12 protein-coding genes, 1 other RNA gene and 5 pseudogenes are annotated in these 15,441 nt (G+C 62.9%); 5 read left to right on the top strand and 13 right to left on the bottom strand.

Going from position 1 to position 15,441, the window contains the following annotated elements; translation table 11 throughout:
* Window positions 1–69: 69 nt before the first annotated feature.
* From XpopCFBP1817_RS08245 to XpopCFBP1817_RS08230, 5 genes and pseudogenes are all read right to left on the bottom strand, one after another.
* Window positions 70–633, bottom strand: a pseudogene (locus XpopCFBP1817_RS08245) (transposase family protein); the annotation flags it as partial.
* A 59-nt stretch (window positions 634–692) separates the two neighbouring features.
* Window positions 693–797 (bottom strand): annotated as a pseudogene (locus XpopCFBP1817_RS08240) (IS5-like element ISCARN85 family transposase); the annotation flags it as partial.
* A gap of 9 nt (window positions 798–806) precedes the next feature.
* Window positions 807–1,046, bottom strand: a pseudogene (locus XpopCFBP1817_RS23935) (transposase); the annotation flags it as partial.
* Window positions 1,047–1,048: 2 nt separating this feature from the next.
* A pseudogene (locus XpopCFBP1817_RS23930) lies at window positions 1,049–1,183 on the bottom strand (IS30 family transposase); the annotation flags it as partial.
* A gap of 339 nt (window positions 1,184–1,522) precedes the next feature.
* The gene (locus XpopCFBP1817_RS08230; protein ID WP_128416747.1) at window positions 1,523–2,011 is read right to left on the bottom strand and encodes a pyridoxamine 5'-phosphate oxidase family protein; all 489 of its coding nucleotides are present in this window, start codon (window positions 2,009–2,011) and stop codon (window positions 1,523–1,525) included.
* Window positions 2,012–2,429: 418 nt separating this feature from the next.
* Between XpopCFBP1817_RS08230 and XpopCFBP1817_RS08225 the strand changes: the two are divergent.
* From XpopCFBP1817_RS08225 to XpopCFBP1817_RS08210, 4 genes and pseudogenes are all read left to right on the top strand, one after another.
* A pseudogene (locus XpopCFBP1817_RS08225) lies at window positions 2,430–3,612 on the top strand (pectinesterase family protein).
* A 340-nt stretch (window positions 3,613–3,952) separates the two neighbouring features.
* The gene (locus XpopCFBP1817_RS08220) at window positions 3,953–5,623 is read left to right on the top strand and encodes a glycoside hydrolase family 28 protein (RefSeq protein WP_128416746.1); all 1,671 of its coding nucleotides are present in this window, start codon (window positions 3,953–3,955) and stop codon (window positions 5,621–5,623) included.
* A gap of 2 nt (window positions 5,624–5,625) precedes the next feature.
* Entirely contained in the window at window positions 5,626–5,805 is a 180-nt protein-coding gene (locus XpopCFBP1817_RS22120; RefSeq protein WP_128416745.1) for a hypothetical protein, read from the top strand.
* Window positions 5,806–5,986: 181 nt separating this feature from the next.
* Window positions 5,987–6,068: non-coding RNA, sX9 sRNA (locus XpopCFBP1817_RS08210), on the top strand.
* A 4-nt stretch (window positions 6,069–6,072) separates the two neighbouring features.
* Here the strand turns inward: XpopCFBP1817_RS08210 and XpopCFBP1817_RS08205 are convergent.
* The 6 genes from XpopCFBP1817_RS08205 to efp form a co-directional block, all read right to left on the bottom strand.
* The gene (locus XpopCFBP1817_RS08205; RefSeq protein ID WP_128416744.1) at window positions 6,073–6,762 is read right to left on the bottom strand and encodes an isoprenoid biosynthesis enzyme family protein; all 690 of its coding nucleotides are present in this window, start codon (window positions 6,760–6,762) and stop codon (window positions 6,073–6,075) included.
* A 27-nt stretch (window positions 6,763–6,789) separates the two neighbouring features.
* A complete protein-coding gene (locus tag XpopCFBP1817_RS08200) occupies window positions 6,790–7,515 on the bottom strand; it encodes a phosphoglycolate phosphatase (protein WP_128416743.1) in 726 nt (241 codons plus the stop codon).
* A gap of 52 nt (window positions 7,516–7,567) precedes the next feature.
* Window positions 7,568–8,287, bottom strand: coding sequence for a bifunctional 2-polyprenyl-6-hydroxyphenol methylase/3-demethylubiquinol 3-O-methyltransferase UbiG (gene ubiG, locus XpopCFBP1817_RS08195; RefSeq protein WP_128416742.1), 720 nt, complete (start codon window positions 8,285–8,287; stop codon window positions 7,568–7,570).
* 29 nt (window positions 8,288–8,316) lie between these two features.
* On the bottom strand, window positions 8,317–9,654 hold the full coding sequence (locus XpopCFBP1817_RS08190) for a TRZ/ATZ family hydrolase (protein WP_167393870.1): 1,338 nt from the start codon (window positions 9,652–9,654) through the stop codon (window positions 8,317–8,319).
* Between the two features lie 49 nt (window positions 9,655–9,703).
* On the bottom strand, window positions 9,704–10,339 hold the full coding sequence (locus tag XpopCFBP1817_RS08185) for a PA3715 family protein (protein ID WP_484606959.1): 636 nt from the start codon (window positions 10,337–10,339) through the stop codon (window positions 9,704–9,706).
* 188 nt (window positions 10,340–10,527) lie between these two features.
* Window positions 10,528–11,091: an elongation factor P gene (efp, locus tag XpopCFBP1817_RS08180; RefSeq protein WP_128416739.1), complete on the bottom strand. Its 564-nt coding sequence runs from the start codon at window positions 11,089–11,091 to the stop codon at window positions 10,528–10,530.
* A gap of 103 nt (window positions 11,092–11,194) precedes the next feature.
* Between efp and epmB the strand changes: the two genes are divergently transcribed.
* The gene (epmB, locus tag XpopCFBP1817_RS08175; RefSeq protein ID WP_128416738.1) at window positions 11,195–12,223 is read left to right on the top strand and encodes an EF-P beta-lysylation protein EpmB; all 1,029 of its coding nucleotides are present in this window, start codon (window positions 11,195–11,197) and stop codon (window positions 12,221–12,223) included.
* Between the two features lie 199 nt (window positions 12,224–12,422).
* On the opposite strand, the gene XpopCFBP1817_RS08170 is transcribed toward epmB, so the two are convergent.
* Window positions 12,423–14,540 (bottom strand): putative bifunctional diguanylate cyclase/phosphodiesterase, encoded by a 2,118-nt coding sequence (locus tag XpopCFBP1817_RS08170; RefSeq protein WP_128416737.1) that lies wholly within the window; start codon window positions 14,538–14,540, stop codon window positions 12,423–12,425.
* Entirely contained in the window at window positions 14,537–15,394 is an 858-nt protein-coding gene (locus XpopCFBP1817_RS08165) for a phosphate/phosphite/phosphonate ABC transporter substrate-binding protein (protein ID WP_167393869.1), read from the bottom strand. The genes XpopCFBP1817_RS08170 and XpopCFBP1817_RS08165 overlap by 4 nt, the downstream gene beginning before the upstream one ends.
* Between the last annotated feature and the right edge of the window lie 47 nt (window positions 15,395–15,441).

Raw genomic sequence — 15,441 nt, 5'->3', positions numbered from 1 at the left:
TCTGGAGCGATTACGCACACTGCCCGAACACGTCTACAACCAGATGGTCATGGGCTGAAAAACGTGGGGATACCTCAGATTCTGGATCACATTGCGCAGGAACTGCGCTGCAACCAGCTTGTGGGCCGAGGCATGGAGGTCGGTGAGCGCAAACGTGGACGTCCTGTCGATGGCCACGAACAGAGCGCGCTTGCCCTCGGCCGTCTGCACCTGTGCAATGTCGATGTGGAAGTCGCCAATCGGATCGTTTTTGAACCGCTTCTTGGCGGCTTTGTCGCCTGTAATCTCGGGGAGCCGCGAGATGTCATGGCGTTGCAGGCAGCGGTGCAACGATGAGCGCGTCAGATGCGGGATGCTCGGCTGCAGTGCGTAGAGACAGTCATCCAGCGGCAGCAACGTGTGCTTGCGGAAAGCGACGATCGCCGCCTCATCCGCAACGGACAACACGCTGGCACGCGGCGGCGTCGGCCCGGTTGGCACATCGGCAACCGAGGTCCGCGTCTTCCACTTCGCCACCGTCTTGTGATGGATGCCGTAACGCTTGGAAAGCGCTCTCAGGCTCTCTTGACTGTGTGGTATCGCTCGACGGATCGCCTCAGTCGTGGTGGCGCTCCCCTGCAGAACCTGGCCCATCGTGCTTGCTTCCATTCGAGGGAAAATAATGCACCATCAGAACCTGGGATCAAACAGTCAGCACGGTCCATCAGTAGATGAATCGGCCGCTCCGCTGGCCCCAGGTGTTCAAGCAACTTGCCGCCTGCAGGTGCGTCATGCGCGTTGCCAGCTATCAATCCAAACGGGCGGTCTCAAGACTCAAGTGCAACATGTGATGTGAACGTTGCGAGTTCGTCTTCCATTGTCTCGCTGGGTGTTGTCCAGCCCAGGATTTTCCGTGGACGGGTGTTCATCAGTCAGGCGATGTGAGTGAGGTAGTGCTGCCTGACGCCAGACAGGTCCGCTCCTTTGGGCAGCAACTGGCGAAGCAGTCCGTTGGTGTTCTCGTTGCTTGCCCGCTGCAAGGGCGCATGCGGGTCGGCAAACCACATGCCCAGTGCCCGGAAACCAAGCGCTGCTGCACCGCTTCGGGTTGGTGCACGATCCGCAGTTGCTCCGGCACCCAGGTGCGTTTGGCAGCAGTCGTACGCTGGAATCCGCGCGATGGTGTGTGCTGGCGCAGCGCCTCACTGTCTTGCTAAGCCAACTCCCAACTCAATGTCGACGGGCTTGTCCCCAAAAGCCTGGAGATCGAGCACAAGCTCTGACCTCGCCGCGCCTCGCTCTGGAGCATCGCGCGCGCTTCTGCGCTTAGGTGACAATCGCGTTTTGACAGGTGCGTACCCTACTGACTGAAAGGGTGTTGCACTTGGAAGTTGGGGCGGCAGGCTACCGTTCCTGCATACGGTTCAACTCGGCAACGACGATCCAGCATTGCAACTGGATCGTCGTATGCACAAGCGACAGCGCTGGAACCAACGAATCCACATGCACAACCTTCAATGTCATGCATGCGTCAACTAAAGACTCAACGCAGTGGAACGTCCGCCACCTTGTCCTGGTAATCCTTTTTCGGGTCGACACCGAATAGCACCTTGATACCAGCAAGCAGACTGGAACCATTGAGCCAGATCTGCGCATGGTCCGCGTCCAGGCGCAGCAGCGCCAATTTCGGATCGTCCTTGCCACCTTCGTACCACGCAGCAACGTGCGGGTTCCACAAGCGATCGATCACTGCGGGGTCGGTGTCTTCATGCAATGCGCCGCTGATGCTGGCGAACAGATCATGCCCTTTGCTGCTGAAGGCACCAATGACGCTACGCCCCTGCCCCAGCATTGCGATCAGCGCGTTGTACTTGGAGGTAAAGAACCAGATCGAGCCGCCGCTGTCGCCTTCGATCTGCGCCGTCATCGGGCGTGCATGACCATCTTCGACACCATCAAGGCCCAGCATCACGGTGCGATCTGACTTGAGCGCCTTCCAGAATTTTTCCTGTAACTCTTTGGGATCTACCATTTCGATTCCTGACAAGCGCATGTCTACGCGGGGGATTGAGTCTGTAAGCCCGACCGACCACAGCATGTGACGATGCGCACCGTTGTCTGCACACAACAGCAACGTGCATTACGCTGTTGCGGCCGTGCACACGTGTATCGCATCGCAGCACGCGCTGTCCGTGTGCGACGCAATCACGCTGAAAACCGTGATGACACCGATGGTCCTGAACATTGCACCTGGGAGCGAGGCTGGAACAAGCGGACACGGCATTAGCATCGCCTCGCCGCTCGCGTGGTGACCAAACAGAGGACTGAGACAGGGCAATCGGCACTGCCTTCACATGTCGCGCCATGGCGTCCTCACACCGCGCGCAAGGTTCAGCGTCTGAACCGTATCGACCTATCCGTATGTGCCCTGTGCATAGAGAGCGCCACTCATGTCTGCATTGCATATCCGCACGCGCTGCGTCGTCGCCGCACTGCTGAGTTTTATCAGCATCGATACGACTGCCTTGACCGGCACCGCCACCCGGCCACAACTCACCAGCAGCCAAGCGAGCACGTACACGATTGCCAAGGCGCTGGCCAAGGCAGGACCGCTCAACGCACCGGTCACCGACAACTGAAATCCCACTGCAGGCGTCGCATTGCTTAGCGCAGACTATGCGGTCGCAGCGGACGGTTCCAGACGCTATCGCACCTTGCAATCGGCGATCAATGCAGCCGTGGCTGCAGGGGGCACCACGCGTCGTTACATCAGCATCAAAGCGGGCACCTACACCGAGTTGGTCTGCGTGCCGACGCACGCATCGCCGCTGACGGTGTTCGGCTTGGGCACGAATACCGCAGACACCATCATCCGCTTCAATAACGCCAATCCCACACCCAAGCCGGCGGGAACCGTAAGCCATCCATGTGCCAGCAATGCATCGGCAACCACGGTAGGCACCTCTAACAGCGCAGCCTTGACCGTACGCGCCGCAGGTTTTCAGGCGCGTCATTTGCGCGTAGACAACAACTATGTCGAAGGCACCTACACCAACAACAACGAGGCGGCAGTGGCGCTGGCAGTGCGTGGCGACAAAGCCAGTTTTGAAGATGTCCTCGTGACCGGCAACCAGGACACGTGGTTGAACAGCGCCACCAACGCGGCCAACGTAATCGGTGTCTATTTCAAGAGCAGCACCAGCGATGGCGATATCGATTTCATCTTCGGCTCCGGTGTGAGCGTGTTCGATCACGCCACAATTCGCTCCACGGGCGCGCGGCTTGGCACCGGACGCGGCGGCTATATCTTCACGCCAAGCACGCGCACCGGCAGCAGCTACGGCATTTGGGCGATCGACAGCAGCTTCGTTGCCATTTCCAGCTCGCCCGACAACAACACCTACCCTTGGGCGCGCCTGGGATGAGGGCATCAGCGCTATAAGTGCCTACGTCGATGGCACCTCGCCCAATGGGCAGGTCACTGTGCACAATTCCACGCTGGGCAGCCATATCCGCAAGGCCACACCGCGGAATGCGTCTACTGCCAGCCGGACCTATTGCAGCAGCAAGTGCGCCAATTCGCCGAACCGTTTTTACGAAGACAGCAATGGCGGTGCAGGCAGCGCGGACTGAATCTTCGCGTCAACCAGTGGCTCAACGCCGCCATCCTCGCTTGTCGGCAATCCGTGTCATGCGGTGAGCCGACAGGCGTTTTTGTTTTAGTTGATTGCGGCGACACCCCGCGTTGCATTCGGCAATGCGGTGCTGAATTCGCTCATCCGACATCGCGCGCTGGCATGAGGGGCAATGCTGGGTCGTCGATCGCTACCGACCAAGCTGTGTAGCGATCGATACCGTTGGCGCGCTAACGGCGCGTGTTCGCAATCGCTGTCATGCGAGTGCAACACACCGGCGACGCGCCTGTGACTGATCGACGGCGTCTTTTCGCATTCCACTCTCGGAGTCATCACGCATGAAGTCTCATCCCTCCTTTCCAGCGCTTGCGCAGTTGACGCTCGCGCTACTCGGCCTGGTGACATTCGAAGCCAGCGCCGCGTGGCCCCACACGCCAGACGTGGCCGATACCGCGCACAGCATCTCCACCAGTTGGGGCGTGATCCAGCAGCCCACGCTGCCGACACAGGTCTGCGCAACGCTCAAGGCCGCGCTGGTGCCGGTTGCCGGCTCGCTGGATGCACTCGATACCGATCCGACGCAATCCAAGCGCGACACCGCGCGTTTGCAAGCAGCCATCGATGATTGCCCCGCCGGCAGCGCGGTGCGTCTGGTTACCGGCGATGCCGGGGAGTCGGGCGTGTTGAGCGGCCCGCTGACGATCAAGAGCGGGGTCACGCTCTGGATCGACCGCGGCGTCACCTTGTTCGGCTCGCGCAATCCGCGCGACTACGACAATGGCCTGGGAACCTGCGGCACCGCTACCAGCGACAAGGCTAAATCCTGCAACCCGCTGATCCATGTGGCAGATACCGCCAACAGCGCCATCGTGGGTGCCGGCAAGATCGATGGCCGCGGCGGCAGCACGCTCACCGCAGGGCCCAACGCGGGCACCGCCAGCTGGTGGGATCTGGCCTATCTCAACGTCACCAAGGGACTGAGCCAACACGTGCCGCGCATGCTGCAGATCGACGACAGCACCGACTTCACGCTGTACGGCATCACCCTGGAAAACTCGGCCAATTTCCACGTCACCACCGACAACGTGGTCGGCTTGACGGCATGGGACATCAAGATTCTTGCGCCCAGCCTGGTCTATTCGCGCCCCGGCTATCGCTGCCCTGCCGGCAGCACGCCCTACGTCAATCCGCACGCGACCTGCTTCACCCCGGAAACGGCCAAGAATACCGATGGGTTCGATCCCGGCCAGTCGAAGAAGGTGTTGCTCACTTACTCCTATATCGGCACCGGCGACGATGGCGTTGCGATCAAGGCGCATGCCAGCAGCAAGCGCAGCATCACCTCGGAAAATATGCTGTTCGCCTACAACCAGTTCTATTACACGCACGGTTTTTCGCTGGGGAGCGAAACCGATTCAGGCATGCGCCACATCGCCGTGCGCGGCTTGAGCATCGATGGCTTTAACAGCAACGACGCGCACTCCGATCCATATTCCGCCAACGGCCTGCGCATTAAATCCGATGGCACGCGTGGCGGCCAGGTGTACGACATCAGTTTCGAAAACGTCTGCATGCGCGGCGTTGCCAGGCCGCTGGTGTTCGATGCCAACTATGCCAATGCAGCGGTACGCAGCAAGCTGCCCAATTTCAGCGGCATTGCGTTGACCAACGTGCACTCGCTCGGTTCCAAGGCGTTTGACGGCGGCGAGCTGAGCTTCTATGGGTATCGCGATGCGACCACCACCTTGCCGATCACTATTTCGCTGGACAACGTGGTGCTGGAAGGTGGCCCGATCTCGTTCGCAAAGCCGCATTTCGGAGGGCCGGCCAGCAATCCGGGCGCAACGCACTTCACCTTCAAGGGCGGCCCGGTGAGCTTTTACGACCAACTGTCGGAATCGGTGCCCAACGATGTGCAACTGCAAGGCAAGCCCGGGCCTGGCACACCACTGCAGTGCAATGACGCGTTCATTGCTTACCACTCGGTGTTGCCTGATTCGCCGATCTAAGCTTGCTTGAAGCGGCATCGATTGCTGCGATCAAGCTATCGCAGCAATCGGCGTATTTAAAATGGCTGACAAAACCGCTCGAACACTGTCTCGATGGCGGCAACGGGTTGGCAACGCTCGCCTTATTTGACGGGTGGAGGGATGTCGGGATGGCAGTGACATTGCAGCTTGAAAGAATCTGATCAGACCGCACCTCATCGCACGGCCGCGCTGCATGCACTGCTCGCAACCATGCACCGACACTCGGCTGGTCGAGGGCGCGGTGCCCTCACCGCTCGCGGGACACGCCGTGAATCCATCCATGGATGGCTACTTGGCGGCATCCATGCCGCCAAGGGTCCCGTAAGCGGTGAGGGCATCGCACCGGCCAACGTGGTCGTGTGCTGATGGAAACCACGAAGCCGGCCGCACCCACCTGACGACTGCTCACTACGTTTTGTTAGCCGCTCTTAGTCCGTACCGCTGGCCGCACGCCAGCTATGCCACAACTGCTGCACCGGCGGCGGATACGCCGCCTTGCCAGCGAGCTCGCGCTGCAAGCGCAGACGCGCCAGCCGCGACCACACCCGATGCGGCCGCGCCAATGCTGGCTTGCGCGGCCAGGCCTGCAGCAATTGCGTGCGCCATGCGGCTGTCGTCATCCCGCCCGGCGTCGCGCTGTCGCCGGCCACACGCTGACGTGCGTCCAACCATTGCACCGCCACCGCCGTCGCATCGCCAGGCTGGTTGCGCGTAAACATGACTGCTTCGACTGCGACCACGGCCTGGGCAAAGGCACGCAATGTCTCCAGCGCCTGCTGCAGCGATTGCGCCGGCACGCGGGCGTCCTGCATTGCGGACAAGGTGTCGGCCAGTTGCGCCCAAGGCGCACGCACCGGTTCGAGCACGCGCCCCAGCGGATGCCGCGAGCGCTGGTTCGACCAATCGCGCAGCTCCTGCTGCCACCACGCCAGCTTGGCATCGGCCGGCAACGGGTCGCCGGCGATATTCATGATGTCCTCCCATTCCTGCAGCAAGGCAAACCAGGCGGAGGCCGGCGGGCGCTGCAGTTGCGGAATGAAAGGCTCGGCAATCGACCATTCCGGCCAGCGGGTGCGCCATTTGTCGAGGAAACTATCGAGAGCGCTGGATTGGCTCATGGCGGGTCCAGAAAAAAACGAAAAAGATCAGCTGTGTGGCCACGTTGCGGCATTCCACAACAGTTGCGGCTGCTCGACCAACACGTTGGCTTGCCAGCTCAAGGGATCGTCGTCGTGCAGGCAATAGCCCCACAACACCGCCACCGATGGCATCGCTGCCGCGCGCGCGGCCAGGATGTCGCGTTCGTCGTCGCCGACGTACACGCACTGCGCGGCCGCAATACCAATGCGTTCGGCAGCTGCCAGCAACGGCAACGGATGCGGCTTGCGCTCGGCCAGCGTATCGCCGCCGATCAACACCGCGCAGCGCTGCTCCCACCCCAGTTGCGGCAGAATCAGCCGCGCCAGATATTCGGGCTTGTTGGTGACGATACCCCACACGCAACCGGCGCGGTCCAGCCGCAGCAGCAGTTCTTCGATACCATCGAATAGCTGCGACTGCGTGCCGATCACGGCTTCATAGCGACGCAGGAATTCCGGCACCAACGCAGCGCGTGCGTCCGCATCGAGTTCCGCAAACGCAACGGCCAGCATCGCGCGCGATCCCTTCGACACCACCGGGCGTAACTGCGCCAACGCGATCGGCGCACGTCCCCGCTCGGTGAGCATCGCGTTGACGGTCGCCAGCAAGTCCGGCGCGCTATCCAGTAGGGTGCCATCGAGATCGAACAACACTGCGCGCGGGAAATTCAGTGATGCAACGTTGTCTTGGCGTTGAACGTTGTCATTTGTTATTCGAGATGCATCGGACATCACCAACGCCAAACTCCGCTGTTGCGATTCCCCATTTCCGATTCCCGATTCGTCACGGCTTCACCGCATAGGCCAGGTAATTGACCTCCGTGCGCGAAGACAGACGCGCACGATTGCGCCACGGCTCGTACACCATGCCGCTGACGTCTTCCAGCTGTAGCTCCGCGCTGCGCAACCAGGCCGCAAGTTCCGCCGGCTTGATGAAATCCTTGTATTGATGCGTGCCTTTGGGCAGCAGCCGCGCGATGTATTCGGCGCCGACCACCGCCAGCGCGAACGCGGCTGGGGTACGGTTGAGCGTGGACAGAAACAGCTTGCCGCCCGGCTTGAGCAGGCTTGCGCAGGCGCGGATGATCGCGGTCGGGTCCGGCACGTGCTCGAGCATTTCCATGCAGGTGACCGCATCGAAACTGCCGGGCTGCTCGGCAGCCAAGTCTTCCACCGACTGCACGCGGTAATCCACCTGCACGCCCGATTCCAGGCCGTGCAGCCGCGCCACCTTGACCAGCTCCGGAGCCAGATCGATCGCGGTGACCTGCGCGCCCAGACGCGCCATCGACTCGCTGAGCAACCCGCCGCCGCAGCCGACATCGAGCACGCGCGCACCGGCAAGGTCCAGCCGTACGGACACATAATCCAGACGCACCGGATTGAGCGCATGCAGCGGCTTTTGCGGGCCGTCGGCATCCCACCAGCGCGTCGCCAGCGCGGCGAATTTATCCAGCTCGCTCTGATGAAAATTGCTGGAGGTGGTGTGAGTATTCGGATTCATGCGGAGCTCCGTGTTGCGATGACGCGCGCTCAGGCGCGGACGGTGCGGATGCGGTCGCGCCACTGCCGCGCATTGGCGACCAGGGCGGCGATATCCATGTCGACCAGTTCGCTCTGTACCAGTTTGGCCTTGCCGGCGATCCACACATCACTGACCTGATGGCGGCCGGCGGAATAGATCAGTTGCGACAACACATGATGCAGCGGCTGGGTTTCCAATGCAGACAGATCCACGCAGACCAGATCGGCCTGCTTGCCGATTTCGATCGAGCCGATCTTGTCGCCGAAGCCCAACGCGCGCGCGCCGCCCAACGTGGCCGCACGCAAGGTGGTGGCCGCATCCAGCGCAGTGGCATCGTTGGCGACTGCCTTAGCCAGAATGGCAGCGGTGCGGTTCTCGCTGAACATGTCCAGATCGTTGTTGCTGGCGCAGCCGTCGGTGCCGATGGCCAGATTCACGCCTGCGCGTTGCAATGCGCAGGCCGGGCAAAATCCAGATGCCAGCTTGAGATTGGATTCTGGGCAATGCACCACGCTGACGCCGCGCTCGGCACACAGATGAATTTCCGCCTCGGTGAGCTGGGTCATGTGCACCGCGATCAGGCGGTCGTTGACCAGACCCAGGCGATCCAGCCGCGCCAGCGGGCGCTGCCCGTATTGCTTGACCGAATCGGCCACTTCCTGGGCGGTCTCGTGCGTATGCAGATGCACCGGCAGGTCGAGCTGGTCGGCCAGCATGCGCACGCGTTCGAAGTTGGCATCGTTCACCGTGTACGGCGCATGCGGCGCGAAGGCAGTGCTGATCAGCGGATCGTCGCGCCATTGATCATGCAATTCGCCAGCGCGCGCGAAGTATTCGTCGTCCGACGAGGCCCACGCGGTGGGGAAATCGATGATCACCGCGCCCACCAGCGCACGGAAACCATGCTGCTTGTAGACCGCCGCCTGCACGTCGGCGAAGAAGTAGTTTTCGTTGGCGCAGGTGGTGCCGCCACGCAGCATTTCGGCGATCGCCAGCGTGGTGCCGTCGGCCACGAATTCCGGCCCGATCACCGCCGCCTCCACTGGCCAGATGTGCTGCTGCAGCCACACCATCAGCGGCAGATCGTCGGCGATGCCGCGCAGCAGCGTCATCGGGTTGTGCGTATGCGCGTTGACCAGGCCCGGCATCAAGGCCGCCTCCGGGCGCGAGACGGTCTGCTTGGGCGCAAAACGCACGCGCGCTTCGGCGATCGGCGCGATCGCCACGATGACGCCATTGCTGACCGCCACCGCATGGTCCTCAAGCACCACTGCATGCGGCTCGATCGGCACGACATAACCGGCTTCGATCAACAGGTCGCAGGCTTCGGGCGGGGCGTTGGTCATGTTGGAATCCATAGGGAATGAGTTGCCGCACGAGAATAGGTCATTCGGATCATGCAACAGGCAGGTAGCGTTGACCGTTGTAACGCGTCAGCTCTCGCTCACGGCGTGTCTGTTCGGTGGTGCGGTCCGCAGCCACCTCGCTGCTGGTGGTCACGACCTTGGCGCTCAAGACGATGTCCGCATAGCCGGCATGCGCGTTGTCGGACATCGCCAGACTCCAGTTGGCCTGCTCGCTGATCACCTCGCCTGCGGCAAGGCTGCACACTTCGCCTTTCAGCAACGACCAATGGCTGAGGTCGTTCTGGAGCACCGGCCGTAACGTGCGGCCATCGCGCACCAGCAAGGTCAGCGCATCGTTACTGCGGCCTTCCGGACAACTCGGCCCACGCGCGACGCTGTGCACCACCACGCCGATCGCACGCACGCCTTTGGACAGATCGTAGCGCGCGGTGTCAAGGCGCAGGCTGTGGGCATCGAGCTCGAAGCAGGCATCCTCAGCCATTGCCTGCGCGTAGAACGCCAGCACATTGCCACTGGCGGTGTCGAGCATTGCAACGCGCAACTCAAAATCGCGCTCGCCCGCTGCGACGGCGGCGTCACCAGCAAATGCGATCACGGCCAGCCGTATCGCCGGATCGTAAGGCCACGGCTTGCAGGTCTGGGCCACCACACGATCGACCGACACCGCCCTTGCAGCAGCGCCAACGACGCCAGACGTTGCGATGGCCGCAACCGCCGCCACGCCCTGCGCGTCGCATGCTGCGGCAGCCGGTTGTGCAACCGCCGGGCACGCAACAAGCGCCCCCCACCGCCCCACCAGGACACTGGCACTGCGTACCGCTCGACCAGGCCAGCGTCCCAAGCGCATTCGGCTTACTTGACGCGCGCCGAGTATTCGCCCGAGCGGGTGTCGACCTTGATGATTTCGTCCTGATTGACGAACAACGGCACGCGCACCACCGCGCCGGTTTCCAGCGTGGCCGGCTTGCCGCCGCCGGAGGTATCGCCACGGACGCCCGGATCGGTCTCGGTGATCTTCAGCTCGACGAAGTTCGGCGGCTGCACCCAGATCGGCGCGGCGTTCCACAGCGTCACGATGCAGTCTTCTTCGCCCTTGAGCCACTTTTCGGCGCCGCCCATGCCGGCCTTGTCGGTCTGCACCTGTTCGAAGGTTTCCGGGTCCATGAAGTGCCAGTACTCGCCATCGCTGTACAGGTAACGCATGTCGGTATCCACGACGTCGGCCACCTCCAGGTCATCGGTCGCCTTCATGGTCATTTCGACCACACGACCGGAGCGGATGAAGCGATACTTCATGCGGGTAAAGGCCTGGCCCTTGCCTGGCTTAACGTATTCGGTCTCGGTAATGACCGCCGGCTCGTTATTGACCAGGATCTTCATACCGTTCTTGACGTCGTTCATGCCAACAGTGGCCATGGTGCAGCTCCTCGATAAGACCACGACCCGCCACAGGCCGTGGCGGGTCGGATTAGAATGGGGCGCCCGCCGCAACCGGCGGGCATTGGTTTTGTGACCGCACATGATACCCGCAGCCCCCCTCGCCTTACAGCCATCTCCGCCCCCCGCCCTGCAGCCGCCCCGCTGGCAGCAGCAGTGGCGCGACGCCGTGCGTGACCCGCGCGAGCTGCTGGCGCTGCTGGGCCTGGACGCGCAGGCGGCCGGGATCAGCGCCGAGGCCGCCGCCCAGTTCCCGCTGCGGGTGCCACGCACATTCGTGGCGCGCATGCGCCGTGGCGACCTGCACGACCCGCTGCTGCGCCAGGTGCTGCCGCTGGATGACGAAATGCGGCTGGTACCTGGCTTCGGTCTGGATGCGGTCGGCGATGGCGCCGCCAAGACCGCTGACGGTGTGATCCAGAAATACCGCGGCCGCGCCCTGCTGATCGCCACCGGCAGCTGCGCGGTGCATTGCCGTTACTGCTTTCGCCGCCACTTCCCCTATGCCGAGGAAACCGCCGCGCGCGATGGCTGGCGCGAAGCGGTGGCCGCAATCGCGGCCGACCCCAGCATCGACGAAGTTCTGCTGTCCGGCGGCGACCCGCTGTCGCTGGCCACCAGCAAACTGGCCGAACTCACCGACGCGCTGGCCGCCATCGGGCACATCAAACGCCTGCGCATCCACAGCCGGCTGCCGGTGGTGCTGCCCGAGCGCGTCGATGCGCCGCTGCTGGCCTGGCTGCGTGCCCTGCCCTGGCCGGTGGCCTTTGTGATGCATGCCAACCACGCCAACGAATTCGACACCGAAGTGGACGCCGCCATGCGTGCCCTGCGCGAGGCCGGCGCGTACCTGCTCAATCAGGCCGTGCTGTTGCGCGGGGTCAACGACAGCGTGGACGCGCTGGCCGCATTGAGCGAACGCAGCTTCGCCGCTGGCGTGCTGCCTTACTACCTGCACCAACTCGACCGGGTCGCCGGTGTCGCACATTTCGAAGTCGACGATGCGCAGGCGCGCGCTTTGCACACCGAACTGGCCACGCGCCTGTCCGGTTATCTGGTGCCGCGTCTGGTGCGCGAAATTCCAGGCGATACCGGCAAACGGCCGCTGTAGGCCTGGTGGTCACACCCCGCTCCCGGTCGTCGCCGGCAGTGAGGCGCCACACCGTTGGACAAGCCGCCGGTGCGGGAAAACACTGCCCCATGCACGAAGCATGATGCGCCCATCCCGCAGTGCTGATAGCGCTTCATCGTCACTAAAACCCATGCTTCAAGACGCGGCATTGCCGGATACGTCTACACGCCACCACCCCTCACCCCGCCGCAATCAACTTGACCATATCGGCCGGGCTCAGCGGCCTGCTGAACCAGTAGCCCTGGCCCAGATCGCAGCCGCGATCGCGCAATAGATTGAACTGCGCTTCCTGCTCGATGCCCTCGGCCACCACGGTAATTCCCAGCGAATGCGCCATACCGATGATGGCTGTGGTCAGCGCCAGATCGTCCGGGTCGCGCTGTAGGTCGGCGATGAAACTCTTGTCGATCTTGACCCCGTCCACCGGCACCTGACGCAGGTGACTCAAGCCGGAAAAACCGGTACCGAAGTCGTCCAGCCACACCTTCACGCCGGTACGGTGCAGCTGATCGAGCAGGCTGGCGGCCATCATCTCGTCGCCGATCACTGCGGTCTCGGTCAGCTCCAGATGCAGACGCGCGGCCGGCAATCCGGACTCGGCCAGGCACTCGGCCACGGTGTCGATCAGATCGCCGCTGCGCAGCTGGCGCGGCGACACGTTGACTGAAATGAACAAACCCTCGCCCACCACCGGCCACTGCGTCGCCTCCAGGCAGGCCGCGCGCAGCACCTTGGGGCCGATCACTTCGATCAAGCCGCTTTGCTCGGCAATATCGATAAAGGTGGACGGCGGAATCGTTCCCAGCGCCGGGTGCTGCCAGCGCAGCAACACTTCGACACCCACCAGCACACGGTCGATGGTGCGGTAAATCGGTTGATAGACCAGCCGCAACTCGTCGCGTTCCCAGGCCCCGCGCAGCTCATGCTCCATATGCACGCGGCGTTCCACCGCATGATCGGCAGCACGGCTATAGAAGCGATGGCAGTTCTTGCCGGCAACCTTGGCCTGATACATCGCGATGTCGCCGTTCTTCAACAACGCAGTGGCATCGTTGGCATCGTCCGGGAACAGCGTGATGCCGATCGAGGTGCCCAGGAACACTTCGCGGCCCTGCACATTCAACGGCCGGCTCAATTCGTGCACCAACCGGTCCGCGAGTTGAGCAGCGAGCAGGGTCACATCGCCGCTCTGCAGCAGAATCACGAACTCGTCGCCACCGAAGCGCGCCAGAATTGCATCGTCGCCACCCAAGGCGCCCACCGCACGGCTGATGCGGCTGGCGAACTGCAGCAGCGCCTCATCGCCGGCTTCGTGACCGAGCGTGTCGTTGACGCGCTTGAAGTCGTCGATATCGGCAAACAGCAGCGCCAGCCTGCTGTCGGTACTGCGCGCGGTGTTGAGCAGATGATCCAGTCCTTCGCGGAAGCCGAGCCGGTTGGTCAGCCCGGTCAACGCGTCGGTGTAGGCCATATGGCGCACGTCGCGATCGTGCTGGGCAATGCTCTCGCTCATGCGGCCGAAGGCGGAAATCAGCTCGCCAATCTCGTCGTTGCGCGTAAGCGGCGGCAACCGCACTGCGTAATCGCCGCACTCGATCTGCTTGGCTGCTGCAGCCAGTAAGCGCACCGGCGCCACCAGCGTGCGCTGCACGTAGATCGCCAGCAACACACCCAACGCGACCAGCGAAGCCAGCAGCACCAGCAGCCAGCCCATATCGCGCTTGCCGATCGCGTTGAGGTTCTGCACCAGGGTCAGATTCGCGCCGGACTCGATCTTGCGCACCCGCTCGCGCGACATGCCCACGCGCACGCCGCCAATGCGCTGGTCGCCGATCTTGATCGGCACCGTCACGTCCAGCACCTCGGGCGAGGATTGCAGCAGCATGGTGCGCGTACTGGCCGCCTTGGCCGCCAGAGGGTCGTTCATCGTCTGACCGTAGCGCTGCAGAGTCGGCGTGCCGTCGTGCACCAGCCGGCCACGTCGATCAAACACCAGCACGTAGCTCACCACCTGCTGCCGCGAGATGTTGCGCACCAATGCGCCCACCGCGCCAAGGTCGGAGTAGTAGAGCGGATTGGCCAGGGCGGCCGCCAGCTCGGTGGCCAGTATTTCGCCACGCGTGCGCAGGCTGCGATCGAACAGCTCGTGCAGGATCTGCGCACTGAGCCCGCGCACCTCGCGCTGCATCGCACTCTGGCGTTGCAGCAACGAGGCCAGAATTGCACCGACCAGCAGCAGCGTCAGCACCATCACCAATACAAAACGTGCCTGCAAACCAAAGCGCACTTGAGTCATTCCACTTGGTCCCTGACACGTTGCAAGCCGGCGCTCAACGCGTCCAGGCATCGGCGGCTAGTGTCATCCAGCGGATGGAATGCAGGGGTTGCGAAAAAGCGCTTCAAGGCCGGGCCGGCCTGCGGGTCGGATGCGGCTTGCAGCAAAACGATACGCAGCTGCCGCTGCACCGCCGGGTCCAGTCCGGTGCGCACCATCTCCACCGCGCGCGGCACCTGCGTACTGCGGTGCACGATGCGGAAGTCGCGCTTGAACGTCGCCGGCAAGTGGCGCTCGTCGTCCCAGTCGGCATTGCTAAAAGCGCCTGCATCGATCAGCCGCTTGTGCACGAGCGCGGCCACGTTCAATTTCGAACCGACCATCAAGTAACCGACCGATCCCATCACCTGCGTAGCGTCCGGCGACAGCAGCGCATCGCAGGCGATGCCGTTGCGCAGCAACTCCAGCATCGGCAGCAGATAGCCGCTGGTGTACGAGGCGTTCTGCAGCGCCAGAGTGTGCCCGCGCAGTTGTTTGAGCGATTGAATCGGGCTGTCCCGGCGCACGAAGAACACGGTGTGGAACTCGCGCATGCCGCCGCTCTCGGTCATCAGCAAGGGATGCGAACTGCCACGCTGTTCCAGCAACAGCGACGCACCGGTGGTTTCGCCACGGCGGATGCCGACGCCGCGCATGCGCGGCACCACATAGTCCAGCAAGGGCGTGAGTTGCTCGTAATGCGTGGCGAGATCGTCGCTGATCCGCCCAAGCACAAGGACCGAAGAAGGCGCTGCAGCAGCCGTCACGGCAAAGCCCGCCCCAGCGAGCAGCCAACAGGCAATCAGACACCATCGTAGACCACGCAAAAAGGACACTCCCTAGAGCCGCCGACAGCCTAGCCGAATCTCTCAAGATGTGACAG

This window comes from Xanthomonas populi, assembly GCF_002940065.1.
Taxonomy (GTDB): domain Bacteria; phylum Pseudomonadota; class Gammaproteobacteria; order Xanthomonadales; family Xanthomonadaceae; genus Xanthomonas; species Xanthomonas populi.
The sequence above is the reverse complement of the archived record's forward strand: the minus strand, read 5'-3'. Positions and strand labels throughout refer to the sequence as shown.